Source organism: Ensifer adhaerens, assembly GCF_002007205.1.
Classification (GTDB): Bacteria; Pseudomonadota; Alphaproteobacteria; order Rhizobiales; family Rhizobiaceae; genus Ensifer; species Ensifer adhaerens_D.
The window spans coordinates 370,992-396,951 of sequence record NZ_LAZS01000014.1 but is presented as its reverse complement, the minus strand read 5'-3'; the positions used below and the strand labels follow the sequence as shown (position 1 = coordinate 396,951).

The following is a 25,960-nucleotide window of genomic DNA, read 5'->3' as shown; positions in this document are numbered from 1 at the left end:
ATCGACATCGGTCCTCATGTAGCGTTCGAAACGAATCGGACCATGGGCATGCGGCGGCCGCCGATCCGGCCCAAAGGATTCCGGAGATTTTGCGATACCATTAGAAGAGGCCTGTGCATGACGGCGACCGACAACAGAAAAGCCGACCATCCCATTGATGCCATGTTCATCGAGCGCTGGTCGCCTCGCGCCTTCACCGATGAGGAGATCGAGGAAAAGACGCTGCTTTCCTTCCTCGAAGCCGCCCGCTGGGCGCCCTCCGCCAGCAATCGCCAGCCCTGGCGGTTCGTCTATGCCCGTCGCGGCACGGAACATTTTCCGGTGCTGCTCGATACGCTCGACGAGGGAAATCAGCGCTGGGCGAAGAATGCCGCAGCACTTCTGATCGTGATTTCAAGGACGCATAACCAGGCGCAAAACGGCGAGATGCGGCACGCCTATACCCACGCCTTCGACACGGGCGCTGCCTGGTATAGCCTTGCCCTGCAGGCTTCACTTGCCGGTTGGCACACCCATGGCATGGCGGGCATCGATCGCGACAAGGCGATGCATGCCCTGAACGTTCCCGAACACCATCGGGTCGAGGCCGCCATTGCGATCGGCCGGCTCGCCGATCCCGCGACGCTGCCGGACGATCTGCGCGCACGCGAAATCCCGAGCCAGCGCAAACCGGTCAGCGAATTCGCCTTCGAGGGCCAGTTCAAGGGCGAATGAAGCACCAATAAAAATCCCGGCTCCCAACAAAAATCCCGGCTCAGGGCCGGGATTTTTCTTTTCTCTGCAAAGCCTCGATCAGATGTCGAGGTTGGCGACGCTCAGCGCATTTTCCTGAATGAAATCGCGACGCGGCTCGACCTCGTCACCCATCAGACGCGAGAACAGGCCGTCGGCATCGGTGGCGTCGGTAACCCGGACCTGCAGCAGCGAGCGGACGTTCGGATCGAGCGTCGTTTCCCAGAGCTGTTCGGCGTTCATTTCGCCCAGACCCTTGTAGCGCTGCATCGACAGGCCCTTGCGGCCGGCGGCGAAGATCGCGTCGAGAAGCGCACGCGGGCCGCTGACCTCCTGCGCGCCGTCACGGCGACGCAATACCGGCGGTGCCGAGTAGATCTCTTTCAGCTTTGACGCCAGTTGGTCGATGTAGCGGGCATCGGACGAACCGATCAGCGCCATGTCGAGTACTGCAACTTCCTTGACGCCGCGAACCATGCGTTCGAACCGCAGCCCGCCTTCGGTGGTAACAGTACCAGTCCAGCCGCGCTCGGTTTCCTCGGCGATCACGTCGAGACGACGGGCAATTTCGGCGGCGGTCTTTTCGTACTCGTCGCGCTGCCCGTTGAGCTCGACGTTCAGCGCGCCGGCGATGGCCGCCTGCTCGACGATCGCCCGGTTGTAGCGCGAGTGAAGCCCGTTCATGAGGTTACGCAAGCGCAGCGCGTCGGTGATCACCTCACGCAGGTCCTGGCCGGCGCGGACTTCGCCCGATTCGAGCTGCAGCGTCGCTTCCTCGAGACCCATCGTGATCAGGTAATCTTCGAGCGCCTGCTCGTTCTTGAGATATTGCGCCGACTTACCGCGCGTTACCTTATAGAGCGGCGGCTGGGCGATATAGATATGGCCGCGCTCGATCAGTTCCGGCATCTGGCGGAAGAAGAAGGTGAGCAGCAGGGTGCGGATATGGGCGCCGTCGACATCGGCGTCCGTCATGATGATGATCTTGTGGTAGCGCAGCTTGTCGGCGTTGAACTCGTCCTTGCCGATCGACGTGCCGAGCGCGGTGATCAGCGTACCGATTTCCTGGCTCGACAGCATCTTGTCGAAGCGCGCACGCTCGACGTTGAGGATCTTGCCGCGTAGCGGCAGGATCGCCTGGTTTTCGCGCGACCGGCCCTGCTTGGCCGAACCACCCGCCGAGTCACCTTCCACCAGGAAGACTTCGGATTTGGCCGGGTCACGTTCAGAGCAGTCCGCCAGCTTGCCGGGCAGCGAGGAAATGTCGAGCGCGCCCTTGCGGCGGGTCAGTTCGCGCGCCTTGCGGGCGGCTTCGCGGGCAGCAGCCGCTTCGACAACCTTGCCAACCAGGATCTTCGCTTCGGTCGGATGCTCCTCGAACCACGTGCTGAGCGCCTCGTTAACGAGGCTTTCGACCACCGGTCGCACTTCCGACGACACCAGCTTGTCCTTGGTCTGCGACGAGAACTTCGGATCGGGAACCTTGACCGAGAGCACGGCCGTCAGGCCTTCGCGGCAGTCTTCACCCTGGAGCGTGACCTTTTCTCTTTTCGTGATGCCGGACGTATCGGCATAGGACGTGACCTGCCGGGTCAGCGCGCCGCGGAAGCCCGCCATATGCGTGCCGCCGTCGCGCTGCGGGATGTTGTTCGTGAAGCAGAGCACGTTTTCGTGATAGCTGTCGTTCCACCACATCGCCACTTCGACGGTGATGCCGTCCTTCTCGCCGCGGATCGATACCGGCTTGTGCACCAGCGGCTTCTTCGCGCGGTCGAGATAGGCGACGTAGGCCTCAAGACCGCCCTCGTACATCATCTCGTCCTGGCGGATGTCCGAATGGCGCTTGTCGGTGAGGATGATATGAACGCCTGAGTTCAGGAACGCGAGTTCGCGCAAGCGGTGCTCGAGCGTGTTGTAGTCGAACTCGGTCTTGGTGAAGGTCTCGCTGCTCGGCAGGAACGTCACCTCGGTCCCGGTCGCATCGCCGGCGTCGCCGGTAACGGCGAGAGAGCCGTCAGCGACACCGTGGGTGAAGCTCATCTCGTGGATCTTCCCTGCGCGCCGGATCTTCAGCTTGAGCGAAACCGAAAGCGCATTGACCACCGACACGCCAACTCCGTGGAGGCCGCCCGAAACCTTGTAGGAGTTTTGGTCGAACTTACCGCCGGCGTGCAGCTGGGTCATGATGACCTCGGCCGCCGAGACGCCCTCTTCCTTGTGGATGTCTGTCGGGATGCCGCGACCGTTGTCGGTCACGGTTACGGACCCGTCGGGATTGAGCGTCACCGTGACGATGTCGGCGTGGCCGGCAAGCGCCTCGTCGATCGCGTTGTCCACGACCTCGTACACCATGTGGTGCAGGCCGGAACCGTCGTCGGTGTCGCCGATATACATGCCCGGCCGCTTGCGCACGGCATCCAGGCCCTTCAGCACCTTGATGGAGTCGGCACCATATTCGGCGCTGGCGCCGGTTTCGGTCTCAGGATTGTCGGTCATTCGGCTACGGGTCTTTCCAGGTTCTTCGGACATGGTGATTCGTTGCGAATCACGTCTCGGACGCCTCGTGGACTATAGAAAATTTGTCCAGGGTTCCAAATCCCGGTCCGCCGGGCGGCGGCCGGAAACAAGCGTTCATCCCCTGTCATTATCAGGAAATGTGGCTTTTTCCAAAACATCTTGCAGCTTGCGGATCGTCTCCGGAGACAAAGCGCGAATTTGTTCGCTCAATCGGTTTGCAAACGCCGTGTGCTCCGGCGTCAGACCCGACGTGTCGAGCACCGTTTTTGGCGAGGAGACGTTGGCAATGCGGAACAGATCCTCCGCCTCGTCCCAGATGACGTTGAAGTAACCGGTGACGCGCTGGAGGAAATCGAAGCTCGGCGCGCCGCGCTTTCCGTGCTCGAGCGCGGACAGATAGGCGGCAGAAACGCCGATCGCCTTTGCCATCTCCTTCTGCGACACGCCCTTGCGGCGCCTGAGTTCGCGCAGAGCCTGGCCAAAAGGCGTCATAGCGCGCTACCTCTCACCCGTGCCAGGCGAACATAGAGTGCGCCGTCGCCGCCATGATTACGAGCGGCGGGCTCATAGGACGAGATCAGCGGCCGGAATTCGGGAAGCGAGAACCAGAGCGGCACGGCTCGCTTCAACGCGCCGTCGCTGCCGAACGAGGTGCCCTTGCCGGTAATGACGAGCACATGCCGCAGCCCCCGCTCGTGCGCCCTCAACAGAAACTGCAGAAGAAGACCGTGCGCTTCGCTCTGGATCATGCCGTGAAGGTCGATCCTCCCCTCGAGCACCAGATGCCCCTTGGCCAGCTTGCGCTTGACCGGGCGTTCCAATGGATGATGCACTTTTTCGCCGGGCTTCTTCGTCAGCGCTATGCCGGGCTGCTCGGGGGCCGTTGACGGTTGTTGCCGCTGCTGCTTGCCCTTCGCCTCTTCCGGAGGCTTTGGCTGATCGTCCTCAGCCAGAATGTCCATCAGGTCGGCGAGCCGACCCGGCATCGGTCTCGCCGAACGGGCAACCTTGCCCCAGAGAATGCGATCCTCGGCCGAGAGCTTCTTGTCCTTAGCCATGGCCGTAACGGGCCGCGGCCGCCTTGGGAACGAAGACGTAGAAGTCGGCCGCGTTGCGAACCGCTCCGGCCCTTTCGCCGGCCTCGAAACCGGACCCGGTGAAGATATCGCCGCGCGCCGGGCCGACGATTGCCGAGCCCGTATCGAGCGCCAGCATCAGGCGCTGGAAGGGCTTTCCATCATCGAGGCGCGTCAGGCTCTCGCTCGCGATAAAAAAGGGAACGCCGAAGGTGTGGATCAGACGATCCACCGCCAACGACCGGTCCGGTTCTAGCGAGACCTTGGCGGCGGCAATCGGCCCCAGCCGCTCGTCCTCGACGTCTGCCTCGCGGAAGAAGATAAACGACCGGTTGTGCCAGAGAACCTCATCGACCTCATCGGGATGCGCTTCCAGCCAGTCGCGAATGCTCATCATCGAGACGGTGGCGGCGTCGATCTTGCCACGCTCGATCAGCAATTTGCCGACGGCTGAGAAATAGTGCCCGGTCTTGGCGGCATAGGTGACGCGCCGACGGGCGCCGTCCGGAAACCGGAGCCGGGCCGCACCTTGCACATGAACGAAGAAGACCTCGACCTTGGACTTCGCATAGGCGATCTCCAGGCCACGGCCGGCAAGATAGCCCTGCTCGATCGCTTGCCTGTCCGGATACTCACGGACCCGACCACCCTCGGAAAGTCCGAAGGCGAAATAGGGATCCATGCCATCGGGCCGATTTGCATCGGTGATATCCACCAGCTCATCCGGACGGCGGTACAGCGGGTAACGGTAGATCGCGTCCGCTTCGGCGCGAACATCGATCTCAGGCTCATAGAAGGCGGTGACAAAACCGGAGCCCGTTTCAGTGACGATCCGGAAGGGGACGAAATGTTCTTCGAAGAACGCCCTTGCGTTCTCGCCGCTACCGCCTTGCTGCTCAGAGGCGGAAAAGGCCGGCGAAAGATCGTCGACCGAAATCCCGAGAGAACCCGTGCGATAGGGTTTGACCGTCGAGACATGCTGATGACAGCGGCGCATCGCCTCGATCACCGCGGTCGGATCATCATTCTGCCAGCCCGGAAGCTCGGAGAAACGGGCTGGCTCAAGTCGATAGGACATCGGTACCGCGTCCGCTCAGTTTTCGGATTCGGTGGCGATCAGCTTCCAGTTCGGATCCCGCGAACGAATGTCGCGCGCGAAAGTCCAGAGATCGTTGACCTCCGCAACCGACTCAGCGTCGCCGTCGATCAGACCGCCCTGCTTGTCATAGGTCGCGGAAATCAGCTGGCTGACGATGCGGACGGTGATGTTTTCTTCGCTGTCCTTCACTTCGGCGTGAATGATGTCGGCCTTGTCGATACCGACGAAGGTGGACTTCACCACTTCACCCTTGCGCTCGCGATCGGTGATCGCCGCGTCGAAGCCTTCGTAGACCTCGCGGGACAGCAGATTCTTCAGCGTCTTGCGGTCGCCGTCCGCAAAGGCCATGACGATCATCTCGTAGGCCATCTTGGCGCCGTTGACGAATTCCTTGGGATCGAAACCCTGATCCGCATCGCTCAGCGCCCGCAGCTGGGTGTTCAGCGTCGTTCCAGTCTTGGCGAAGGCATCGATCGTTTCGTAACGGTTCGCCTCTTCGTCCGCAGTCTCGCGGCGCGGCAACTGCACGACCTTGCCCTTGTCGCCGTTATCCGGCCCCTGGCTCATGTCGCGCGGCGAATAGGGATCGAACGGCGGCCGCTCGTTCCCGGTCCGGCGGCCCAAGACGCTGCGCAGTTGCAGGAAGATGACCACCGCGGCGATCAGGAAAAAAAACGTGATGAAGTCGAAAGAGCCCATTTCCACCCGGAACCGCTGTTAGAATTTCTCGTGGTTATTCCATATAGTCCGCAAGAATAGATCATTCAAATGGCGATGTCGCACCCTTAGACGGGGATGTGACACCAAGCTTCATTTTCGGGCAGCATCAATGCGTTCATTTCTTATCCCCCTTGCCATTCTTGGGCTTCCGCTCGCCGAGATCGCCGGTTTCGTCGTCGTCGGTCGAGAGATCGGCCTCCTGATGACGCTGCTGCTGGTACTGCTAAGCGCAGTTGTCGGCGTTATCCTGCTGAGAGTCCAGGGATTTACCGTCATTCGCCGGATGCAGGACGCCACCCGCAACGGCAGCGACCCGGGCCGGGAGGTGCTTGGCGGCGCATTGCTGTTTGTCGCGGCCATCCTGCTCGTGGTGCCGGGCTTCGTCAGCGATGTCATCGGCCTCCTGCTGTTTCTGCCTTTTGTGCGCAATGCAGTTGCCGGTTTCCTGCGCAAGAGAATGACAATCGTGACCGCGGCATCCGGTGCGGGCTGGACACAGTCGCGCGAACCGCGTCCCTCGCCGCGGGTCATCGATCTCGAAGAGGGCGAATTCTCGCGGACCGACGACGAGGATCCGCCGCAGGTCGGCGACCGCCGCCGGCCTTAACTCGATGCATCGATGGGAGAATGCGCGAACGGCACTCTCTCGCCCACATTCCGGAGCATGCTTGCCGCTGTCCGCGCTGGAGCGGAAGCCCGCGCGCCGGCTGGAAAGCGCCGGGCCCGCAGGGTTGTAAGCCCTAGGCCGAAATGCTAGATGGCCTCACCTATTTTTGTCGAGGAACCCTTATGACGACTGATACCGCATCCAACGGCAACGGCAGCGCGCAGCAGAGCCCGACGCTGAACATCCTCGCCCAGTATATCAAGGACCTCTCCTTCGAAAACCCGGGCGCGCCGCGTTCGCTGCAGGCCCGTGACAAGGCGCCGTCGATCAATATCAACGTCAACGTCAATGCCAATCCGCTCGCAGAGAACGACTTCGACGTCGTCCTCTCGCTGAACGCAGAAGCAAAGGATGGCGACCGCGTTCTCTTCAACGTCGAGCTCGCCTATGGCGGCGTATTCCGCGTTGCCGGCTTCCCGCAGGAGCACATGCTGCCGCTGCTCTTCATCGAGTGCCCGCGCCTGCTGTTCCCGTTCGCCCGTCAGATCGTTGCCGACGCGACCCGCAATGGCGGCTTCCCGCCGCTGATGATCGACCCGATCGATTTCGCGCAGATGTTCGCCCAGCGCATGGCCGAAGAAAAGGTCCGCGCACAGGTTTCGAACGAAACCGCAAACTGATCGAATTTCAGATCGCTGAAACGAAAAGCCCGGCCAATGCGCCGGGCTTTTTCGTATCTGCCTTATTCCTGGGGTTCGTATTTTGCCCAGATCGCCTTGGCGCCGATCTTTGCGATCAACGCCGCATGGGCAGCCAGATCCGCCTCCGAGAGCCGGTTCGGCAAGGGGCGCGGCCGCTGGCCGATAAGGATTGGCGCGTCGTCGAGTTCGATTGCCTGGTCGGTCGATTTGCCGTGCACAAGGCCGAGCGCCGCCTGACGGCCGCCGATCATCTCGATGTAGACTTCCGCCAGCAGTTCGGAGTCGAGAAGCGCCCCGTGCTTGGCACGGTGCGAATTGTCGATGCCGTAGCGACGGCAAAGCGCATCGAGCGAGTTCGGCCCCATCGGGTTTTTGCGGCGGGCGAGCGCCAAGGTGTCCGTCACCCGATCAATGGCGATCGGCGGCATGCCCAGACGCGCGAACTCGGCGTTGATGAAACCCATGTCGAAGGTGGCGTTGTGCGCGACCCAACGCGCATCGCCGAAGAACCCGAGGATATCTTCGACCACCTCGGCAAAGGGGGGCTTGTCCTTCAGGAAGTCATCGGTAATCCCGTGGATGGCGAGCGCATCCGGATGAACCTTGCGGCTGCCGGGATTGATGAAGATATGCAGCGTGCGACCGGTCGGAAACTGGTTCTCAAGCTCGACGCCGCCGATTTCGATCACCCGGTCCTCGCGATTGTCGAGGCCCGTCGTTTCCGTATCGAAGATGATCTCACGCATCCGCGTCTCCGTTGCTGGCTGCGAGTTCGTCGACGACGGCCTTCACTTGGGCCCGGGTGACGTCGAAACTGTCGCTGGTATCGATGATGAAGTCGGCGCGTTTACGCTTTTCGCTGTCCGGCACCTGCCGCGCAAGGATCATCGCGAGTTTTTCCTCGGTCATCCCAGGGCGTTTCAACGCGCGCTCTCGCTGCAGTTCGGCCGAACAGGACACGACGACGACGCGGTCGACCCGCTTTTCCGCGCCCGTTTCAAACAGGAGAGGAATGTCGAGGACCACAAACGGCGCGTTGGCGGCACGGTTTTCCGTGAGGAACTCCTGCTCCTTGCCGCGCACCAGCGGATGGACGATCGCCTCAAGTTCACGCAATCGCTCCGGCGCCTGCATCAGCTGGCGCGAGAGTTCCGTGCGATCGACCTTTCCATCTCTCGTGCTTCCGGGAAAGGCCGCCTCGACCGGCGCCACCGCCTCGCCGCCATAGAGCTGATGCACGACCTCGTCGGCGTCGTTCACCGCCACGCCGAAGTCGCGAAACATCTGGGCGGTCGTCGACTTGCCCATGGCGATCGATCCGGTGAGTCCGAGGATAATCATCAGTGCCCGTCCATGTCGTCGATGATGCGTTGTCGAAGATCGGCATCCACCGTCGGCCGACAGCCGAACCAGAGCTCGAAGCCGGGTACCGCCTGATGCAGCAGCATGCCCAAGCCGTCGACGATCGCAAAACCTTGCGCTTCTGCCTGCGCCAGGATCGGCGTCTTCAGCGGAACATAGACAATGTCCGTAACGACGGCGCTGGAAGCCATGACTGAGAAGTCGATCGCCGGTGCTTCGCTACCGTCCATGCCGAGCGAGGTGGTGTTAATAAACAGGCCTGCACCGGTCATCACCTCCTTGAGCGCGCCCATCGGATGAGCTTCGACCGCCGGGCCGAACCGGTCAGCGACTTCCTTCGCGCGCTCGACAGTTCGATTGACGACATGGATCGTCTTGATGCCGCGGTCGCGAACCGCCTGGATGATCGCGCGGCTGGCACCGCCGGCGCCGAGAATGACGGCGGTCGAGGTTCTGTCCCAACCGGCCGTCCGTTCGTCGAGATTGGCAACAAAGCCGCGGCCGTCGGTGTTGGTGGCGTGCACCTTTCCGTCCTGAACCCACAGAGTATTGGCAGCGCCGAGTTCCTGGCTGAGGTCGTCCGGCCGATCGGCCAAGCGACAGGCCGCTTCCTTGTGAGGGATCGTGACATTGCCGCCGCGGAAGCCGGAGGTGCCATCCTTGAGACTGGAAATGAAGGTGGCGAAGTCTTCCGGCTTGACCTCATGGGCGCGGTAGCTGCCGGGCAGACCGAGCTGTTTCAGCCAATAGCCATGGATCAGCGGCGAACGGGAATGCTTGATCGGATAGCCGGTGACAAAGGCGTGGTTAACAAATGTTTCACGTGAATCACGCATCGATCGTTCCCAGTTCACGAAGTTTGGCCAGCAGCGGCAGCATCGGAAGGCCGAGGATGGTGAAATAGTCACCCTCGATCTTTTCGAAGAGTTGAATGCCCTCGCCTTCCAGCTGGTAGGCCCCGACGCTCGATAGAGCCTTTTCGCCTACACGCTGCAAGTGGCGCGCGACGAACTCGGTCGTTAGCGGTCGCACGGTCATGTGGGCGGAAGAAACATGCCGCCAGACGACCTCGTCACCACGCAGGAGCACAATCGCACTGTTTAAACGGTGGGTTCGGCCTGAGAGCGACAGAAGGTGCTGAGCCGCCTCTGCCATATCCTTCGGTTTGTGATAGACCCTTGTGTCCAAAGACATGGTCTGATCCGAGCCGATCACCAGCGCGCCGGCGAAATGCCTGCCAACATCGCGCGCCTTTGCTTCCGCCAGCGCCAGGGCCACGGTTTCAGGTGCAGCACCGGCGTCTTCGAGCGGCTTTTCCAGCGCACGTTCATCAATTTTGGCTGCCTTCGCCTCAAAAGCGAGGCCGGCATTTTCCAGAAGCGCACGGCGAAACGGGCTTGCCGAGGCCAGGACGAGCGAAGCATTCATCACGCAGGTTCCCGTATTGTTCGAATCGGTCTAACGCAGACGCGGACGCAGGGCAACGATGGCCGCCGCGGTTTCCTCGATCGAACGGCGTGTGACGTCGATGACCGGCCAGTTGTTACGCGCGCAAAGCGAGCGGGCATACTTTAGCTCTTCGGTGATCGAAGCCTTGTCCGTGTACTGATCGCCGTGAAACCCTTGCGTCGTTCCAAGCACCCGGTGCTGACGCACCTGCGAGATTCGGTCAGCCGTGGCGATCAGCCCGACGACGAGCGGCTTTGTCGCCTCCATCAGTCGTTCGGGGAGCGGCACGCCCGGGACAATCGGGATGTTGGCGGTCTTGATGCCGCGATTGGCGAGATAGATGCTGGTCGGGGTCTTCGACGTCCTGCTGATGCCGACGAGAACGACATCCGCCTCGTCGAAATCGGCGGGCAACTGTCCGTCGTCATGGTCCATGGTGAAATTGAGCGCGTCGATGCGGGCGAAATACTCCGCATCCATCACGTGCTGGGCACCCGAGCGCCGCCGCGACGGCGATCCCAGATAGGACTGGAAAAGGTCGATGATCGGATCGAGCACCGAGACACAAGGCACGCCCATCTCGCGGCAACGGCGATCGATGATATCGGCAAGGTCTCGATCGACGATCGTATAGAGCACGATGCCCGGTGCGCCGTCGATCGCGTCGAGCACCTGCAGCAGCTGCTTGCGGTTGCGGATCAGCGGATAGACGTGCTCGAGCGCATGCGAGCTCTGAAATTGGGCGGCTGCGGCGCGGCCAGCGGCGATCAGAGTCTCGCCCGTTGAGTCCGAAATCAGGTGAAGGTGGAAGTAGTTTTTCTTGTTCTCCACGCAATTCTCCTGCTGCTGTTGATAAGCCGGGATGAATGACAGCTAACGACGGGGCGCAGACCCAGGCAAGTGGAAAACCGCCGAGTTATTCACAATTGGCGCTGTCGCGGAAAGTCATCCGCGGCAAATGTGGAAAAGACTCGCGGAGACGACAAAGTGTCACGCGTATCAACTGCTTCTCCACAGGCCCACCAAAAACCGGACGCGAACTAAGGATCTGATTCAGAAAGCCTTTTCTTGATTGACCACGGAGTTTTTCCAGAGATCGATCTCATTGTCCTCTCAGATGGACCTGTGATCTGCGATCGTGGACAAGTCGGTGGGTTGTTTTAATCCTTGATACCCACCGACTCTAAGAAATAGAAACCTTCTAAATATCTTTGATTTTAAATTGGGAGAGACGATCCGTGACCGAAACGCGCAGAAAGGTTCTGGAAGTTTTGGCAGGGAAGACGGTATCACCTCCTCCGGTCTGGCTCATGCGCCAGGCAGGCCGTTATCTGCCGGAGTACAGGGCAACGCGCGCCGAGGCCGGGAGCTTCCTCGATCTCTGTTACACACCCGATCTCGCCGTCGAGGTGACGCTGCAGCCGATCCGGCGCTACGCCTTTGACGCTGCCATTCTCTTCTCCGACATCCTGGTCATTCCCGATGCGCTGAAACGCAATGTGCGCTTTGAGGAAGGTCATGGGCCGCGAATGGATCCGATCGACGTCGACGGTATCCGCAGGCTGAAGCCTGAGGGCATCGCTGAGCACCTCCAGCCCGTCTTTGAGACGGTGTCGCGTTTGCGTTCCGAACTGCCCCTCGAAACAACGCTGCTCGGCTTCTGTGGGGCGCCCTGGACGGTTGCGACCTATATGATCGCCGGACAGGGGACGCCGGACCAGGCCCCTGCCCGTCTCTTCGCCTATCGCAATCCTGAAGTCTTCGACCATCTGCTCTCGTTCCTGGCGGATGTGTCGGCCGACTATCTCGTGCGGCAGATCGATGCCGGCGCCGATGCGGTGCAGATCTTCGATTCCTGGGCGGGCGTTCTCGGCGAGGAAGAATTCGCCCGCTACGCCGTCAAGCCGGTGCAGCGGATCATTGCCTCCGTTCGGGCGCAGCGGCCGCAGGCGAAGATCATCGCCTTTGCCAAGGGCGCAGGGCAGCTCTTGAACGGATACCGGCAGGCGACGGGTGCCGACGCCATCGGCCTCGACTGGACCGTTCCCCTGTCCTTCGCAAAGGATCTGCAGAAGGAAGGACCGTTGCAGGGCAATCTCGATCCGATGCGGGTCGTCGCCGGCGGACTGGCGCTGGAACAAGGCATCGACCGTATCCTTGACGCACTCGGCCATGGACCGCTGATCTTCAATCTCGGGCATGGCATCACGCCGCAGGCCGATCCGGAACATGTGTCCGCGCTCGTCGCCCGTGTTCGCGGAGCGCGCTGATGGCTGAAAAGCAGACGGATCAGGCGCCAGGCAACAGGGCGGAGTTGAGAGCGGCGATCGCGATCGGCGCTTTCGCGGCACTGCTTGCCGGTCTGTTCGTCTGGCGGCCGGACGATTTCTATCTCTGGATCAAGGCGCTGCACGTCATCGCGGTGATGTCGTGGATGGCGGCGCTGCTCTACATGCCGCGGCTCTTCATCTACCACACGGATGCGGAACCCGGCTCCCCACAGTCGGAGACCTTCAAGATGATGGAGCTGCGGCTCCTGAAGGTCATCATGAACCCGGCAATGATGATCTCCTGGGTGCTGGGGCTCTACCTCGCGTGGAGCGTCTATGGCTTCCAGGGCGGCTGGCTGCATGCCAAGCTTTTCTTCGTGGTGCTGCTGACGGGCGTCCACATGCGCTTCGGCCGCGCCGTGCGCGCCTTCCAGCGCGACGAAAACAAGCACGACGCGCGTTACTGGCGGTTGATGAACGAGGCCCCTACGCTCTTGATGATCCTCATCGTCATCATGGTCGTTGTGAAGCCATTTTGAATTTAATCGATTTGCGGCTTGCGATAGTCGTTTCTAATTTTCGACAGCCCCTTGCGGGGTTTCACGTGAATCGCTATTTTCTGCCATCTCCTCTTCATGGCTTGTGACAAAGACAAGAGCCTGCCCCTTCCAGCCGCAGCTCCCCAACGAATACTCGCCATCTCCCCACTACCCATACCAAACATGGATCCTTCATGGCTGAAATGAAGCTACAAGAACTCAAGAACAAGACGCCGACCGATCTGCTCGCCTTCGCCGAGGAGCTCGAGGTGGAGAATGCCAGCACGATGCGCAAGCAGGAGCTGATGTTCGCGATCCTCAAGATGCTCGCAGCTCAGGATATCGAGATTATCGGTGAAGGCGTCGTTGAAGTGCTGCAGGACGGCTTCGGCTTTCTCCGCTCGGCGAATGCAAACTACCTCCCGGGCCCGGATGACATCTACATCTCGCCTTCCCAGATCCGCCGCTTCTCGCTGAAGACCGGCGACACGGTCGAGGGCCCGATCCGCGGACCGAAGGAAGGCGAGCGATACTTCGCCCTCCTCAAGGTCAACACCATCAACTTCGACGATCCGGAAAAGATCCGTCACAAGGTTCACTTCGACAACCTGACGCCGCTCTACCCGAACGAGCGCTTCAAGATGGAACTCGACGTCCCGACGTCGAAAGATCTTTCTGCCCGCGTCATCGACCTGGTGGCGCCGCTCGGCAAGGGCCAGCGCGGCCTGATCGTCGCGCCGCCGCGCACCGGTAAGACCGTTCTCCTGCAGAACATCGCCCATTCGATCACCGCCAATCATCCGGAATGTTACCTGATCGTTCTTCTAATCGACGAACGTCCGGAAGAAGTGACGGACATGCAGCGTTCGGTGAAGGGCGAAGTCGTATCCTCGACCTTCGACGAACCGGCGACGCGCCACGTGCAGGTCGCTGAAATGGTGATCGAAAAGGCCAAGCGCCTCGTGGAGCACGGTCGCGACGTCGTCATCCTGCTCGACTCGATCACCCGCCTCGGCCGCGCCTACAACACCGTTGTTCCGTCGTCGGGCAAGGTCTTGACCGGTGGTGTCGACGCTAACGCGCTGCAGCGTCCGAAGCGTTTCTTCGGTGCCGCCCGTAACATCGAAGAGGGCGGCTCGCTGACGATCATCGCGACGGCGCTCATCGATACCGGCAGCCGCATGGACGAAGTCATCTTCGAAGAATTCAAGGGTACCGGTAACTCGGAAATCGTGCTTGACCGCAAGGTCGCTGACAAGCGCATCTTCCCGGCGATGGACATTCTCAAGTCCGGTACGCGTAAGGAAGACCTGCTCGTTCCGCGCCAGGATCTGCAGAAGATCTTCGTGCTGCGCCGTATTCTTGCGCCGATGGGCACGACCGACGCGATCGAGTTCCTCATCGACAAGCTGAAGCAGACGAAGAACAATGGCGATTTCTTCGACTCGATGAACACGTAAGTCGCGTTCATCTGCAAAGTTCCAGAACCGGTCGACGACGCGTCGACCGGTTTTTTCGTTTCCAAACCTTAGCCGGATTCATTCCTGACTTCGATTCGGTTTCGCAACAATCTCCGACTACGTCCGCGATCAGCGCCACACCGCTTCTGCTGATTCACGTGAAACACGCGGTCGTCGGGAACTATGGGGATGCAGCGAGGCCTTGAATTTTCGGCATTCTTTCGGCATAAGCACGCCGACCCTTTGAGATACTGTTCCGCTCCGCGTGAGCGTGCTCCGCGAAACGGAACGATCCGGTCGGGAACTTCGACGATGCCCATTGTTTCGACCATCGAGGCCTCCAGCGCGCCCGCGGTCCTTTCAGGTGAGCCCATGACAGCGACGCACACGATCTATGCGCTTTCCAGCGGCGCCTTGCCCGCCGGCGTCGCAGTCGTGCGTATCAGCGGCGGGCATACAGAGGCAGTACTCCAGACGTTGTGTGGTGGCGTGCCGGCACCACGGACTGCGGCATTGAGATCGATTCGGTCTCGTAACGGTGACGTGATCGATAGCGGCCTTGTTCTTTATTTTCGCGGCCCGGCCTCCTTCACGGGAGAAGATTGCGCCGAGTTCCAGATCCATGGCGGCCGTGCCGCGGTGAACGCCTTGCTCGGGGAGCTCTCCAGGCTGGACGGCCTGCGCCATGCGGAAGCGGGTGAATTTTCGCGACGTGCCTTCCAGAACGGCAAGCTCGATCTGGTCGAGGTCGAGGGCCTTGCCGACCTGATCGTCGCCGAGACTGAAATGCAGCGCCGTCTTGCGGTCGAACATTCCGGCGGCGGACAATCAAAAGTCTATGCCGGCTGGGCGAAGCGCTTGACCCATGCGCGGGCGATGATCGAGGCCGAGCTCGACTTTGCCGACGAAGACGATGTCCCGGGGTCGGTCAGCGAGCGTATCTGGCAGGACATGTCTCTGCTATCCCAGGAGATCGCAGCACATATCGCCGATGCGCCGATCGCGGAGATCATCCGAGATGGGCTGAAGATCGTCATCGCCGGTGAGCCGAATGCCGGCAAGTCGAGCTTGCTCAATGCGCTGGCGCAACGCGACATTGCGATCGTCACCGAAATCGCCGGTACGACCCGCGATGTCCTTTCCGTCGATCTTTCCTTAGCCGGATTCTCCGTGAAGCTCTACGATACGGCCGGCCTGCGGGAAACCAACGAGAAGGTCGAACAGGAAGGTATTCGTCGCGCACGAGAAATTATCGAGCGAGCGGATCTCGTTCTGCTGCTGGCCGACACTCCGGACGGATTTGAGGTCATCTCGGACTTCGCATCCGCGAAGACTCCGGTCTTGCGCGTGGGAACGAAGCTCGATCGCGGCAAAGACTGGCGCAAAGGTTCCGCCGATGTGTTGGTTTCGACGAAAACCGGCGAAGGCATGGAGCGACTGCTGGACGCGATCGCGGCGCACTTGCCGGATCTCAGCGGGCGCACCTCCTTGTCGCTGCCTTCGCGGCGGCGTCATGTGGATAGCTTGCGGCAGGCGCAGCGGGCCATCGCGGACAGTATGGCAAGGCAGGACCTGGGCTTGGATATCCGCGCGGAACTGCTGCGCCTTGCTGGCGACGCAATTGGACGGATAACCGGCCGCGTGGATGTCGAGAACCTTCTCGATGTGATATTTTCTGAATTCTGTATCGGGAAATAACTTATAGACCGCGGTGAATACAACGTGTGCGAGTCCTTCGTTGTGTTTCACGTGAAACGATTCGTGCCGGGGTCAACCCCGGAGAAGAGGCAATGATGCAATTTGACGTAATCGTCATTGGCGGTGGCCATGCCGGCTGCGAGGCCGCCGCGGCGGCTGCGCGTTTGGGCGCCAACACCGCGTTGATCACGCACAAGGCATCGACGATCGGCGTTATGTCCTGCAATCCGGCGATCGGCGGCTTGGGCAAGGGACACCTGGTCCGTGAGATCGACGCGATGGACGGCCTGATGGGACGCGTCGCCGATGCCGGCGGCATTCAGTTTCGTTTGCTCAACCGCCGCAAGGGCCCAGCAGTGCGCGGTCCGCGTACGCAAGCCGACCGCCGCCTCTATCGCGAAGCCATGCAGCGGGAGATCGCTGCCATCGAGAATTTGACGGTTATCGAGGGCGATGCCTTCGACCTGTTGGAAGAACAGGGCCGAATCAACGGTGTCGTCATGAAGGACGGCCGGAGCTTTCAAGCCAAGTCCGTCGTTTTGACGACGGGCACGTTCTTGAAGGGCCTCATTCACATCGGCGACCAGAAAATTCCGGCCGGACGTGTCGGCGAAGAACCGTCCGTGGGGCTCTCCGGAACCTTGCTGCGGTTTGGCTTACGGCTCGGCCGCCTGAAGACCGGAACGCCCGCCCGACTGGATGGTCGCACCATCGACTGGGCGCGTGTCGGCCGCCAAGGCCCGGACGAGGATCCGGCGCCCTTCTCGTTCATGACCGACCGCATCCTCAACCGGCAGATCGACTGCGGCGTGACGCGGACGACGGAAGCGACACATAAGATCATTGCCGATAATATCGGCAAGTCGGCGATGTACTCCGGGCAGATCGAGGGTGTTGGGCCGCGCTATTGTCCATCGATCGAAGACAAGATCGTACGCTTTGGCGAACGTGATGGTCACCAGATCTTCCTGGAACCGGAAGGGCTTGATGACGACACGATCTACCCGAACGGCATTTCGACGTCGCTGCCGGCCGACATCCAGGAAGCCTTCATCAAGACGATCCCCGGATTGGAGAATGTCGCGATCCTGCAGCCAGGCTACGCTATCGAATACGATCACGTCGATCCGCGCGAACTGAATGCGACCCTTGCCGTCAGGAAGATGCCGGGGCTTTTTCTGGCTGGGCAAATCAACGGCACGACTGGCTATGAAGAAGCGGGAGCGCAAGGTCTTGTTGCCGGCCTGAATGCTGCCTTGGTCGCGACCAACCGTCCCGAAATCGTGTTCAGCCGAACGCAGTCCTATATCGGTGTCATGATCGACGACCTGACGTCGCGGGGCATCACCGAGCCCTATCGCATGTTTACCTCCCGCGCGGAGTATCGATTGTCGCTCCGGGCCGACAATGCCGATGCGCGCCTGACTCCGCTTGCGATGGAACTCGGTTGCATCTCGGATGCTCGCCGCGATCGTTTTGCCGATTGGCGTGCGCGTTTCGACGAAGGCCGCGCTCTGCTGAAGAGCCTGTCGGTAACGCCGGCCGAAGGAAACCGTCATGGCCTCAAGCTCAACCAGGATGGCCAACGGCGCACTGCTTTCGAGATCCTGTCCTATCCCGATCAGTCGATTGCCGGCTTAGAGCCACTCTGGCCCGAGCTGTCGTCGATTGGTCCGCGCGTCGTTGAGGCGCTTGAGATCGACGCGGTCTATGCGGTCTATATGGATCGTCAGGCAGCGGATATTGCCGGCATTCAGCGCGAGGAAAACCTGGTCATCCCCGACGGCTTCGATTTTGATGCGCTCTCGGGTCTTTCCAATGAGTTGAAGCAGAAGCTGAAACAGCAGGCGCCGCGCAATCTGGCCCAGGCGATGAAGGTTGACGGTATGACACCGGCAGCCGCGTCGCTGATCCTTGCGTGGTTGAAGCGACAGAACCGATCCGTAGAACGTGAAGAAAAGGCCGGCGTACAATGAAGGCGAGTCCAATCGATGTGTTGAACGGACTGCGTGTTTCACGTGAAACGAATGAACGGCTCGAGCATTTTGCCAAGCTCTTCCAGAAGTGGGCGAAGTCGATCAATCTTGTTGCGCCGTCCACGATCGAAGATCTTTGGCGTCGGCACATTGTCGATAGCTTGCAGCTCGCGAAGTTGTCGCCAGGCCCGAAGACCTGGGTCGATCTCGGCAGCGGTGGCGGCTTTCCAGGTGTCATCACGGCGATCTATCTCGCCGAGTTTGGCGACGGTTGGGTCCATCTTGTCGAAAGCAACAATAAGAAGGCTGCATTCTTGCGTGTCGCATTGGCAGAAACCGGCGCGCGCGGCTCGGTTCACCCGGTTCGAATCGAAGAAGCAGGTGCATTGATTCCCCGCGCGGACGCTGTTTCGGCGCGCGCGCTCGCGGATTTGACCCTGCTGCTCGACTATTCTGCGCCGTGGATGACGGCGAAGGAGCAGAAAGCGGTCGCCTACTTCCATAAAGGGCGGGATTACCAGCGCGAAATCGACAAAGCCGTTGGCCGCTATCAGTTTGATCTGGTAAAACATCCAAGCGTGGTCGAGCCGGATTCTGTCGTGCTCGAGATCGCAAATCTGGCGCGCAGGGCCCAGTGATCGCGAGCGGAAACATGTTTGGTGGCAAAAACCGGATCATCACAATCGCAAATCAGAAAGGCGGCGTCGGCAAAACCACGACCGCCATCAATCTGGCAACCGCATTGGCGGCCATCGGCGAACACGTTCTGATCGTTGATCTGGACCCGCAGGGCAACGCCAGCACCGGCCTGGGCATCCAGCGCCGCGATCGTAACCTGTCATCCTACGAGCTGATGATGGGGTCGCACGGGATCGGTGAGATCGCTCAGCAGACAGCCGTTCCGAACCTCTCGATCATTCCATCGACCATGGACCTTCTCGGTGTCGAGATGGAAATTTCGCAGGAACCGGATCGCGTCTTCCGTTTGCGCAAGGCCTTGGTCAGCCCCGCGGCGATGGAGTATTCCTACGTGCTCGTCGATTGCCCGCCGTCGTTCAATTTGCTGACGATGAACGCGATGGCTGCGGCGCATTCCGTGCTCGTGCCGCTGCAGTGCGAGTTCTTTGCGCTCGAAGGCTTGAGCCAGTTGTTGGAGACCGTGGATCAGATTCGCCGGACCGTGAATCCGAGTCTGGATATCCAGGGCATCGTGCTGACGATGTTCGATTCCCGCAACAACCTCGCACAGCAGGTTGTTAGCGACGTACGGACGCATCTCGGCGATAAGGTTTACCACACCTTGATCCCGCGTAATGTTCGCGTCTCGGAAGCGCCGTCCTATGGCAAGCCGGCCATTCTGTACGATCTGAAGTGCGCCGGCAGCCAGGCCTATCTGCAACTGGCCTCCGAAGTCATTCAACGCGAGCGCCAGCGCAAGGCGGCATAATCATTTCGGTAGCGTAATTTAACTCGGGTGACGATATGAACGACGATAGCTCGAAGAGACGGCTCGGGCGCGGACTGGCCGCGTTGATCGGCGAGATGGATCAACCGTTGCAGACCGGCGCGGCCGCCCCTGCCCCGGTCAATCCGGATCGACGAGTGCCGATCGAGTTCGTATCGCGCAACCCGCGTAACCCGCGTCGGCAATTCGACGAGGCAGAACTGCAGGATCTCGCCAATTCGATCCGGCAGCATGGCATCGTCCAACCCGTCGTCGCGCGGACGATCGGGGTCGATCGCTACGAGATCATCGCCGGTGAGCGTCGCTGGCGGGCAGCGCAGCTGGCCGGATTCACCGAAATCCCGGTCATCATTCGCGACGTCGACGATCGCACGGCGCTTGAAATCGCCATCGTTGAAAACGTCCAGCGTTCCGACCTCAATCCGCTCGATGAAGCGCTCGGCTACGAGCAACTGATTGCCGAGCACGGCTATACGCAGAACGATCTCGGCGAAATCATCGGCAAGAGCCGAAGCCACGTGGCCAACAGCCTGCGCCTGCTCAAACTGCCGGAGCCGGTTCGCGACATGTTGTCGGAAGGTGCGCTTTCGGCTGGACATGCGCGCGCGCTCATTCCGACATCGGATCCGGCCACCCTCGCCCGGACGATCATTGCCAAGGGTCTCTCGGTGCGTGACGCCGAGCGCATCGCGCAGAACGATATTCGCGCGCAGAACGATCCCAACTACGGCAAGACCGCCCGCCGCGACGAGAAGGATGCCGATACGCTGGCGCTCGAGCGCACGCTGTCCGATAGCCTGGGGCTTGAGGTGACCGTGAACCACAAGGCGTCCGGCGGCCATCTGCGCATCGCTTACAAGACGCTCGATCAGCTCGAAGAAATCTGCCGGTTGCTCGAACGGCGATAAAACGCCCCTGAAATTTCACATTCACGTATTGATGGCGCGCCGCCCCTGTGGAGCGGCGCGCCTAATTGTTTGATATAATGATGTTTTCCGGCGGTTCGTTGAGCTTCGGCCGGTGATTGAAGCAGCCAAACGACCTCCGGCAAGCACGCCGAAGACCCGTCGCGGGACCGAACGTTAGGCTGCAAACACGGGAACGAGCCGCGAGAGACAGCTCAGCGGCGGGCCGATTGCACTGCGATCGCCATCAGGTTCTGCAGCACCAGGCTCTCTTCCAGGCTCGCGCGGCTGCGGCTCTGAAAGATGGTCGTCTGCAGTCGGTTGAGTTCACGGCGGATAGCCGGGCTCGACCAATGTTTCAGGGCTGCCTCGACGATCGGCTTGCGGCGAAAGTGCAGGCCGCGTCCGAGCGTTGCGATCACCTGGCTGGCCTGCTGACGGCTTAAATCCATCTCCGCCCGCATCACATCAAGCTGCTGAAACTGTCGCAGGCACGCCTGCAGCACCAGAAAGGCCGGCGTCTTGGAGGTGGTGATCTTCTGCATGGCGTGCAGCAGCCCATCAAGGTCGCCCTTCAGCACGGCATCGACCGCATCGTCGACGGAGATCGCGCTGGCATCGCCGACGATATCGAGAACGTCGCCTTCGTCCACCGTCGACTTGCCTCGGCAATAAAGCGCAAGTTTGCGCAGCTCGTTTCGTGAGGCCAGACGGTCGCCGCCGAGCGCCTCGAGCAGCCGCTGCCGCGCCGCCGGGCTGATGCCGAGCTTCTCGTCGCCAAGTTCCTTGTCTATCAGCGCCTGCAGGCTGCGAGCATCATCGCTGTAGCAGGCGATGCAGGCGACCGACCGGGCGCTTTCACCGACCTTGCGAAGCGCCGCGCCCTTTTTCAGGTCGCCGGCCTCGACGATCACATAGCTTCCAGTCGGTGGCTCGGAGGAAAGGATCTGCAGCGCATCGACCAAGGGCTTTTCGTTGGCCGCGCCACGGACCCAGACGAGCTTTTCTCCGCCGAAGAGGCCGATCGAGTTTACCTCGTCGAGCAGGCGCCCGGGCGATTGGGTCAGCTCGCTGACGTCGAGTTTCAAGAGGGAAAAGGGATCGTCGAGCGGCACGCCGCAACGCGCCGCGATCGCAGAGGCGCGCTCGGAGACGAGCCCGCGATCGGGCCCGTAGAGGATGAAAAGCCGGTAGACCCCGGCGGACTTCTGGAGAAAGGAGTCGAACTCGTGCGACTTGACCTCGCTCATGTCGGCACCGGTTAGCGGCTGAGAGCCGCGGCGATGTCGGCCCGGATCAGTTCGGCCAGTTCCTTGGCCGCGCGGTTTTCACCATCGCGAACGGCCCGCACCTTGGCAAATTCCTGGACCGGGAAGTCGACGAGCGCGACCGCGGTACGGTTGCCGGACTTGATGGTCTCGCCCGTACCGATCTTCGTTAGGTTATAGTCCGCCTTGACGACGATACGGCCGGCGCCCGCCCGGTCCTTGGCCTGGTCGTAGAGCACGCCCATCGACCGGTGCGTAACGTTGAGCGCCAGGTGGTATTGCGGGTTCACGGGCTCGCCCTGGCCGCCTGCAGCCAGGAAGATCAGGGCGTTGCGCACTTCCTGCTCGACACGATCGTCGGCTTCGGAAATCTCGATCGCCGCAAGTGCGGTCGAGGTGCCGACGGGATCGGAATAGAGCGGCCTGACCTGGCAGCCGGCGAGCGCGGTCAACATGAGCACGCCAGCCAGAACCGGAATCGACCGGATACGGAAACCAGCTCTATCAGACAACGACATTGACGATCCTCTGGGGCACGACGATGATTTTCTTGGGGCTGCTGCCGTTGAGTGCGGACTTGACGGCATCGAGCGCCAGGACGGCGCTTTCGATCGCACTCTGATCCGCATCGCGGGCGATTGTCAAATCGGCGCGCTTCTTGCCGTTGATCTGCACCGGCAGGGTGATTTCGTTCTCGACGACCAAGGCAGGGTTGAACGTCGGCCAGCCGCGTTCCGCGATCAGCCCCTCGCCGCCGATTTCGCGCCAGCATTCCTCGGCGAGGTGGGGCATCATCGGTGCAATCAGGTTGATCACGATCACCGTGGCGTCCTTGACAGCACTCGCCAGTGCTGCGTCGGCCTTGCCGGCGGCAACCTGGGTCAGCGGTGCGGCAAGCGTGTTCACGAGCTCATAGATGCGCGCCACGGCCTTGTTGAAGGCGAGCTTGTCATAATCCGCCTCGACCGCGCGCAGCGTCTTGTGCGCCGCCTGAGACACCGAGAGGGCCTCGCCCTCGAGTGCCGGTGCGGCTTCGATCCCGCGCAGCTTTTCGGCCGCTTCACCGATCAGACGCCAGACGCGCTGCACGAAGCGATGCGATCCTTCAACACCCGCTTCCGACCAGATCACGTCTCGATCCGGAGGTGAGTCGGAGAGCACGAAGAAGCGGGCGGTATCGGCGCCGTAGGAGGCGATGATGTCATCCGGATCGACAACGTTCTTCTTCGACTTCGACATCTTCTCGATCGAGCCGATGGTGATGTCCTCACCGGTCTCGATCAGCGTCGCGCGGCGGCGCCCGTCGATCTCCTCGATGCGGATCTCGGCCGGAGTTACCCATTCGCGCTGCGCGCCATCGCCGCGGCTATAGGTCTCGTGCACGACCATGCCCTGGGTGAACAGTCCCTTGAACGGTTCGTCGACGGCGACGTGGCCGGTTTCCTTCATCGCGCGGGTGAAGAAGCGCGAGTAGAGCAGGTGCAGGATCGCGTGCTCGATGCCGCCGATATACTGGTCAACCGGCAGCCAGTGGTTGGCAACCTTGGGATCGGTCGGATTATCTTCCCACGGCGCGGTGAAGCGCGTGAAGTACCAGGACGAATCGACGAAGGTGTCCATCGTGTCCGTCTCGCGGCGGGCGTCCTTGCCGCAATGCGGGCAGGCGACATGGCGCCAGGTCGGATGACGGTCGAGCGGATTGCCAGGCTTGTCGAAGGTGACATCAGGCGGCAGCACGACCGGCAGGTCTGCCTTCGGAACCGGCACGACGCCGCAGTCCTCGCAATGGATGACCGGGATCGGGCAGCCCCAATAGCGCTGGCGCGAGATGCCCCAGTCGCGCAGGCGGAAGTTGACCTTGCGCTCGGCACGCGGCGCGCCAGCGAGCGTTTCCTTCTCGAGCCTGGAGGCAACGGTCTCGAAAGCCTCTTCGGTCGACAGGCCGTCGAGGAAGCGCGAATTGATCATCACGCCGTCGCCGATATAGGCCTCGTCACCGATCGCAAAGGTCGCGGCATCGCCGTCCTTCGGCATGACGACAGGTACGACCGGCAGATCGTATTTGCGGGCGAAGTCGAGGTCGCGCTGGTCGCCGGAGGGGCAGCCGAAGATGGCGCCCGTGCCGTAGTCCATCAGCACGAAGTTTGCGACATAGACCGGCAGCTCCCAGCTCGGATCGAGCGGGTGCTTGGCCCGGATGCCGGTGTCGATGCCCTTCTTTTCAGCCGTTTCGAGCGCGGCGAGCGAGGTGCCGGCGCGGCGGCACTCCTCGCAGAAGGCATCGACCTCCGGATTGGTCGCTGCCACCTGTCTTGCCAGCGGGTGGTCGGCGGCGATCGCGAGGAACGAGGCGCCGAAGAGCGTGTCCGGGCGGGTGGTGTAGACGGTGAGTTCCGTCGCGTCACCGGCGGTACCGTCGACCAGTTCCCAACGCAGCGACAGACCTTCCGAGCGGCCGATCCAGTTCTTCTGCATCAGGCGAACCTTCTCGGGCCACTGATCCAGCGTGTCCAGCGCGTCGAGCAGTTCCTGGCTGAAGTCGGTGATGCGGAAGAACCATTGTGTCAGTTCGCGCTGTTCGACCAGCGCGCCCGAGCGCCAGCCGCGGCCGTCGATCACCTGCTCGTTGGCGAGCACGGTGTTGTCGACCGGATCCCAGTTGACCTTCGACTGCTTGCGATAGACGAGGCCCTTCTCCAGGAAATCCAGGAACAGGTGCTGCTGGCGCTGGTAATAGGCCGGGTCGCAGGTGGCGAATTCGCGGTTCCAGTCGAGCGACAGGCCCATGACCTTCAGCTGCGCCTTCATCGAGGCGATGTTCTGGTAGGTCCAGCTGGCCGGGTGCACGCCACGCTCCATGGCGGCGTTTTCGGCCGGCATGCCAAAGGCGTCCCAACCCATCGGATGCAATACGTTGAAGCCGCGGGCGCGCTTGTAGCGCGCCACCACGTCGCCCATGGTGTAGTTGCGCACGTGGCCCATGTGAATGCGGCCCGACGGATACGGGAACATCTCGAGCACGTAGTACTTTTCGCGCGGATCATCGTTCTCGGTCTGGAAGACCTCGTTCTTTTCCCATTCCTGCTGCCAACGGGGCTCGGCATCACGCGGATTGTATCGTTCGCTAGACATGTCTTTTCGATGTTCCGGAAGTTCTGTGGCGCATAGGGCGCGCCTCATGATAGTTGGGGTGACCTTCACCACGAAACCGCCTGACGGTCAAGTTTTTGAAGGGTTTGCCGCGACACTTTGGCGGATTTGAGCCAGTCCGTGCGGCGGCGGCCTTGGCAATCGGCTCAACTTTGCCTAAGCCGCTCGGTCAGTGGTTTGGAAATCCCGTGTCGGAGAGCAGGTCCATGGAAGTTCAAGAGCGGTTGCAGGATGTCGTGAGCCGGATTCAGGCGGCGGAGAAGTCCGCCCGTCGTGCCAAGGGCTCCGTCACGCTGGTCGCGGTCTCCAAGACCTTCGATGCGGATGCCATCCGACCGGTGATCGCGGCGGGCCAGCGGGTCTTCGGCGAAAACCGCGTCCAGGAAGCGCAGGGCAAGTGGCCGGAGTTGAAGGCGGAGACGTCCGGCCTCGAACTGCATCTGATCGGTCCGCTGCAGTCGAACAAGGCGGCCGAGGCCGTGGCCTTGTTTGACGTCATTGAAACGGTCGATCGCGAGAAGATCGCCCGCGCGCTTGCCGCGGAAATGCAGAAGCAGGGCCGGACCCCGAAACTCTACGTTCAGGTCAATACCGGGCTGGAGCCGCAAAAGGCCGGCATCCCGCCGGAGGAGACGGTCGCCTTCGTCGACCTTTGCCGCAACGAACTGGGTCTTTCGATCGAGGGGCTGATGTGCATTCCGCCGCTCGAGGAAAATCCCGGTCCGCATTTTGCGCTGCTCGCCAAGCTTGCGGCCCTCTGCAAGCTTGAGAAGCTTTCGATGGGCATGTCCGGTGACTTCGAGACTGCCGTCCAGTTCGGCGCCACCAGCGTTCGCGTCGGTTCGGCCATTTTCGGCGCGCGCTGAGGTCCGTTCGTCACATACCGCTTTCGTCGGGGTTCCCCTCATCTCTCATTAGCCTATCCTTGTGCACGAGGAGGCCGGACTTGTCCGGCAACATATGCAG

General features: G+C 61.4%; 25 protein-coding genes. 12 read left to right on the top strand and 13 right to left on the bottom strand.

Annotated features, from left to right (window positions below):
* The first annotated feature begins 117 nt into the window (after positions 1–117).
* Complete coding sequence (locus XB14_RS32020; protein WP_077968558.1) at positions 118–714, top strand: nitroreductase family protein; 597 nt, start codon at positions 118–120, stop codon at positions 712–714.
* A 78-nt stretch (positions 715–792) separates the two neighbouring features.
* On the opposite strand, the gene gyrB is transcribed toward XB14_RS32020, so the two are convergent.
* The 5 genes from gyrB to XB14_RS31995 form a co-directional block, all read right to left on the bottom strand.
* Entirely contained in the window at positions 793–3,261 is a 2,469-nt protein-coding gene (gyrB, locus tag XB14_RS32015) for a DNA topoisomerase (ATP-hydrolyzing) subunit B (RefSeq protein ID WP_419178653.1), read from the bottom strand.
* A gap of 102 nt (positions 3,262–3,363) precedes the next feature.
* Positions 3,364–3,741: a helix-turn-helix domain-containing protein gene (locus XB14_RS32010; RefSeq protein WP_077968548.1), complete on the bottom strand. Its 378-nt coding sequence runs from the start codon at positions 3,739–3,741 to the stop codon at positions 3,364–3,366.
* Complete coding sequence (locus XB14_RS32005; protein WP_077968527.1) at positions 3,738–4,307, bottom strand: Smr/MutS family protein; 570 nt, start codon at positions 4,305–4,307, stop codon at positions 3,738–3,740. Before XB14_RS32005 ends, XB14_RS32010 begins: the two co-directional genes overlap by 4 nt.
* Entirely contained in the window at positions 4,300–5,403 is a 1,104-nt protein-coding gene (locus XB14_RS32000; protein WP_077968526.1) for a murein transglycosylase A, read from the bottom strand. The genes XB14_RS32005 and XB14_RS32000 overlap by 8 nt, the downstream gene beginning before the upstream one ends.
* A gap of 15 nt (positions 5,404–5,418) precedes the next feature.
* A complete protein-coding gene (locus tag XB14_RS31995; RefSeq protein WP_077968525.1) occupies positions 5,419–6,123 on the bottom strand; it encodes a Tim44/TimA family putative adaptor protein in 705 nt (234 codons plus the stop codon).
* A gap of 130 nt (positions 6,124–6,253) precedes the next feature.
* Here XB14_RS31995 and XB14_RS31990 point away from each other — a divergent pair, with 130 nt between their 5' ends.
* Both XB14_RS31990 and secB read left to right on the top strand, forming a co-directional pair.
* Positions 6,254–6,751: an FxsA family protein gene (locus tag XB14_RS31990; protein ID WP_077968524.1), complete on the top strand. Its 498-nt coding sequence runs from the start codon at positions 6,254–6,256 to the stop codon at positions 6,749–6,751.
* A 182-nt stretch (positions 6,752–6,933) separates the two neighbouring features.
* A complete protein-coding gene (gene secB, locus XB14_RS31985) occupies positions 6,934–7,431 on the top strand; it encodes a protein-export chaperone SecB (RefSeq protein ID WP_060521526.1) in 498 nt (165 codons plus the stop codon).
* 62 nt (positions 7,432–7,493) lie between these two features.
* Here secB and dnaQ read toward each other — a convergent pair whose 3' ends face one another.
* From dnaQ to XB14_RS31960, 5 genes are read right to left on the bottom strand one after another with little or no spacing between them, the layout of a single operon-like run.
* Positions 7,494–8,198, bottom strand: coding sequence for a DNA polymerase III subunit epsilon (dnaQ, locus tag XB14_RS31980; RefSeq protein ID WP_077968523.1), 705 nt, complete (start codon positions 8,196–8,198; stop codon positions 7,494–7,496).
* Positions 8,191–8,793, bottom strand: coding sequence for a dephospho-CoA kinase (gene coaE, locus XB14_RS31975; protein WP_077968522.1), 603 nt, complete (start codon positions 8,791–8,793; stop codon positions 8,191–8,193). Before coaE ends, dnaQ begins: the two co-directional genes overlap by 8 nt.
* Positions 8,793–9,650 carry a shikimate dehydrogenase gene (locus tag XB14_RS31970; protein WP_077968521.1) on the bottom strand — a complete coding sequence of 286 codons (858 nt, stop codon included), beginning with the start codon at positions 9,648–9,650 and terminating at the stop codon, positions 8,793–8,795. Before XB14_RS31970 ends, coaE begins: the two co-directional genes overlap by 1 nt.
* Positions 9,643–10,242, bottom strand: coding sequence for a Maf-like protein (locus XB14_RS31965; protein WP_077968520.1), 600 nt, complete (start codon positions 10,240–10,242; stop codon positions 9,643–9,645). The genes XB14_RS31970 and XB14_RS31965 overlap by 8 nt, the downstream gene beginning before the upstream one ends.
* 30 nt (positions 10,243–10,272) lie before the next feature.
* Positions 10,273–11,094 carry a pyruvate, water dikinase regulatory protein gene (locus XB14_RS31960; protein WP_077968519.1) on the bottom strand — a complete coding sequence of 274 codons (822 nt, stop codon included), beginning with the start codon at positions 11,092–11,094 and terminating at the stop codon, positions 10,273–10,275.
* 407 nt (positions 11,095–11,501) lie between these two features.
* Here XB14_RS31960 and hemE point away from each other — a divergent pair, with 407 nt between their 5' ends.
* The 8 genes from hemE (at position 11,502) to XB14_RS31915 (ending at position 20,579) form a co-directional block, all read left to right on the top strand.
* The gene (hemE, locus tag XB14_RS31955; RefSeq protein ID WP_077968518.1) at positions 11,502–12,533 is read left to right on the top strand and encodes a uroporphyrinogen decarboxylase; all 1,032 of its coding nucleotides are present in this window, start codon (positions 11,502–11,504) and stop codon (positions 12,531–12,533) included.
* Complete coding sequence (hemJ, locus tag XB14_RS31950) at positions 12,530–13,072, top strand: protoporphyrinogen oxidase HemJ (protein ID WP_143348637.1); 543 nt, start codon at positions 12,530–12,532, stop codon at positions 13,070–13,072. Before hemE ends, hemJ begins: the two co-directional genes overlap by 4 nt.
* Positions 13,073–13,266: 194 nt before the next feature.
* The gene (rho, locus tag XB14_RS31940) at positions 13,267–14,532 is read left to right on the top strand and encodes a transcription termination factor Rho (protein ID WP_089044254.1); all 1,266 of its coding nucleotides are present in this window, start codon (positions 13,267–13,269) and stop codon (positions 14,530–14,532) included.
* Positions 14,533–14,904: 372 nt separating this feature from the next.
* The gene (mnmE, locus tag XB14_RS31935) at positions 14,905–16,230 is read left to right on the top strand and encodes a tRNA uridine-5-carboxymethylaminomethyl(34) synthesis GTPase MnmE (protein WP_077968710.1); all 1,326 of its coding nucleotides are present in this window, start codon (positions 14,905–14,907) and stop codon (positions 16,228–16,230) included.
* Between the two features lie 92 nt (positions 16,231–16,322).
* Positions 16,323–18,206: a tRNA uridine-5-carboxymethylaminomethyl(34) synthesis enzyme MnmG gene (mnmG, locus tag XB14_RS31930; protein WP_077968506.1), complete on the top strand. Its 1,884-nt coding sequence runs from the start codon at positions 16,323–16,325 to the stop codon at positions 18,204–18,206.
* Positions 18,203–18,844, top strand: coding sequence for a 16S rRNA (guanine(527)-N(7))-methyltransferase RsmG (gene rsmG / locus XB14_RS31925; protein WP_077968505.1), 642 nt, complete (start codon positions 18,203–18,205; stop codon positions 18,842–18,844). Before mnmG ends, rsmG begins: the two co-directional genes overlap by 4 nt.
* A gap of 14 nt (positions 18,845–18,858) precedes the next feature.
* Complete coding sequence (locus tag XB14_RS31920) at positions 18,859–19,653, top strand: ParA family protein (protein ID WP_060521519.1); 795 nt, start codon at positions 18,859–18,861, stop codon at positions 19,651–19,653.
* A 35-nt stretch (positions 19,654–19,688) separates the two neighbouring features.
* Entirely contained in the window at positions 19,689–20,579 is an 891-nt protein-coding gene (locus XB14_RS31915) for a ParB/RepB/Spo0J family partition protein (protein ID WP_077968504.1), read from the top strand.
* Positions 20,580–20,791: 212 nt separating this feature from the next.
* Here the strand turns inward: XB14_RS31915 and holA are convergent, their stop codons facing one another.
* The 3 genes from holA to leuS are packed head-to-tail and all read right to left on the bottom strand — an operon-like array spanning position 20,792 to position 24,976.
* Positions 20,792–21,826 carry a DNA polymerase III subunit delta gene (gene holA, locus XB14_RS31910; protein ID WP_077968503.1) on the bottom strand — a complete coding sequence of 345 codons (1,035 nt, stop codon included), beginning with the start codon at positions 21,824–21,826 and terminating at the stop codon, positions 20,792–20,794.
* An 11-nt stretch (positions 21,827–21,837) separates the two neighbouring features.
* Positions 21,838–22,362, bottom strand: a complete 525-nt coding sequence (locus XB14_RS31905) for an LPS assembly lipoprotein LptE (RefSeq protein WP_077968502.1) — start codon at positions 22,360–22,362, stop codon at positions 21,838–21,840.
* A complete protein-coding gene (gene leuS, locus XB14_RS31900) occupies positions 22,349–24,976 on the bottom strand; it encodes a leucine--tRNA ligase (RefSeq protein WP_077968501.1) in 2,628 nt (875 codons plus the stop codon). Before leuS ends, XB14_RS31905 begins: the two co-directional genes overlap by 14 nt.
* A gap of 224 nt (positions 24,977–25,200) precedes the next feature.
* On the opposite strand from leuS, the gene XB14_RS31895 reads away from it, so the two are divergent.
* Positions 25,201–25,860 carry a YggS family pyridoxal phosphate-dependent enzyme gene (locus XB14_RS31895; protein ID WP_077968500.1) on the top strand — a complete coding sequence of 220 codons (660 nt, stop codon included), beginning with the start codon at positions 25,201–25,203 and terminating at the stop codon, positions 25,858–25,860.
* Positions 25,861–25,960: the final 100 nt, after the last annotated feature.

Excerpts from the sequence above, each read along its gene's own strand:
- XB14_RS32020 (WP_077968558.1), top strand. The coding sequence starts at position 118 with ATGACGGCGACCGACAACAGAAAAGCCGACCATCCCATTGATGCCATG.
- gyrB (WP_419178653.1), bottom strand. The coding sequence starts at position 3,261 with ATGTCCGAAGAACCTGGAAAGACCCGTAGCCGAATGACCGACAATCCT.
- XB14_RS32010 (WP_077968548.1), bottom strand. The coding sequence starts at position 3,741 with ATGACGCCTTTTGGCCAGGCTCTGCGCGAACTCAGGCGCCGCAAGGGC.
- XB14_RS32005 (WP_077968527.1), bottom strand. The coding sequence starts at position 4,307 with ATGGCTAAGGACAAGAAGCTCTCGGCCGAGGATCGCATTCTCTGGGGC.
- XB14_RS32000 (WP_077968526.1), bottom strand. The coding sequence starts at position 5,403 with ATGTCCTATCGACTTGAGCCAGCCCGTTTCTCCGAGCTTCCGGGCTGG.
- XB14_RS31995 (WP_077968525.1), bottom strand. The coding sequence starts at position 6,123 with ATGGGCTCTTTCGACTTCATCACGTTTTTTTTCCTGATCGCCGCGGTG.
- XB14_RS31990 (WP_077968524.1), top strand. The coding sequence starts at position 6,254 with ATGCGTTCATTTCTTATCCCCCTTGCCATTCTTGGGCTTCCGCTCGCC.
- secB (WP_060521526.1), top strand. The coding sequence starts at position 6,934 with ATGACGACTGATACCGCATCCAACGGCAACGGCAGCGCGCAGCAGAGC.
- dnaQ (WP_077968523.1), bottom strand. The coding sequence starts at position 8,198 with ATGCGTGAGATCATCTTCGATACGGAAACGACGGGCCTCGACAATCGC.
- coaE (WP_077968522.1), bottom strand. The coding sequence starts at position 8,793 with ATGATTATCCTCGGACTCACCGGATCGATCGCCATGGGCAAGTCGACG.
- XB14_RS31970 (WP_077968521.1), bottom strand. The coding sequence starts at position 9,650 with ATGCGTGATTCACGTGAAACATTTGTTAACCACGCCTTTGTCACCGGC.
- XB14_RS31965 (WP_077968520.1), bottom strand. The coding sequence starts at position 10,242 with ATGAATGCTTCGCTCGTCCTGGCCTCGGCAAGCCCGTTTCGCCGTGCG.
- rho (WP_089044254.1), top strand. The coding sequence starts at position 13,267 with ATGGCTGAAATGAAGCTACAAGAACTCAAGAACAAGACGCCGACCGAT.
- mnmE (WP_077968710.1), top strand. The coding sequence starts at position 14,905 with ATGACAGCGACGCACACGATCTATGCGCTTTCCAGCGGCGCCTTGCCC.
- mnmG (WP_077968506.1), top strand. The coding sequence starts at position 16,323 with ATGATGCAATTTGACGTAATCGTCATTGGCGGTGGCCATGCCGGCTGC.
- rsmG (WP_077968505.1), top strand. The coding sequence starts at position 18,203 with ATGAAGGCGAGTCCAATCGATGTGTTGAACGGACTGCGTGTTTCACGT.
- XB14_RS31920 (WP_060521519.1), top strand. The coding sequence starts at position 18,859 with ATGTTTGGTGGCAAAAACCGGATCATCACAATCGCAAATCAGAAAGGC.
- XB14_RS31915 (WP_077968504.1), top strand. The coding sequence starts at position 19,689 with ATGAACGACGATAGCTCGAAGAGACGGCTCGGGCGCGGACTGGCCGCG.
- holA (WP_077968503.1), bottom strand. The coding sequence starts at position 21,826 with ATGAGCGAGGTCAAGTCGCACGAGTTCGACTCCTTTCTCCAGAAGTCC.
- XB14_RS31905 (WP_077968502.1), bottom strand. The coding sequence starts at position 22,362 with ATGTCGTTGTCTGATAGAGCTGGTTTCCGTATCCGGTCGATTCCGGTT.
- leuS (WP_077968501.1), bottom strand. The coding sequence starts at position 24,976 with ATGTCTAGCGAACGATACAATCCGCGTGATGCCGAGCCCCGTTGGCAG.
- XB14_RS31895 (WP_077968500.1), top strand. The coding sequence starts at position 25,201 with ATGGAAGTTCAAGAGCGGTTGCAGGATGTCGTGAGCCGGATTCAGGCG.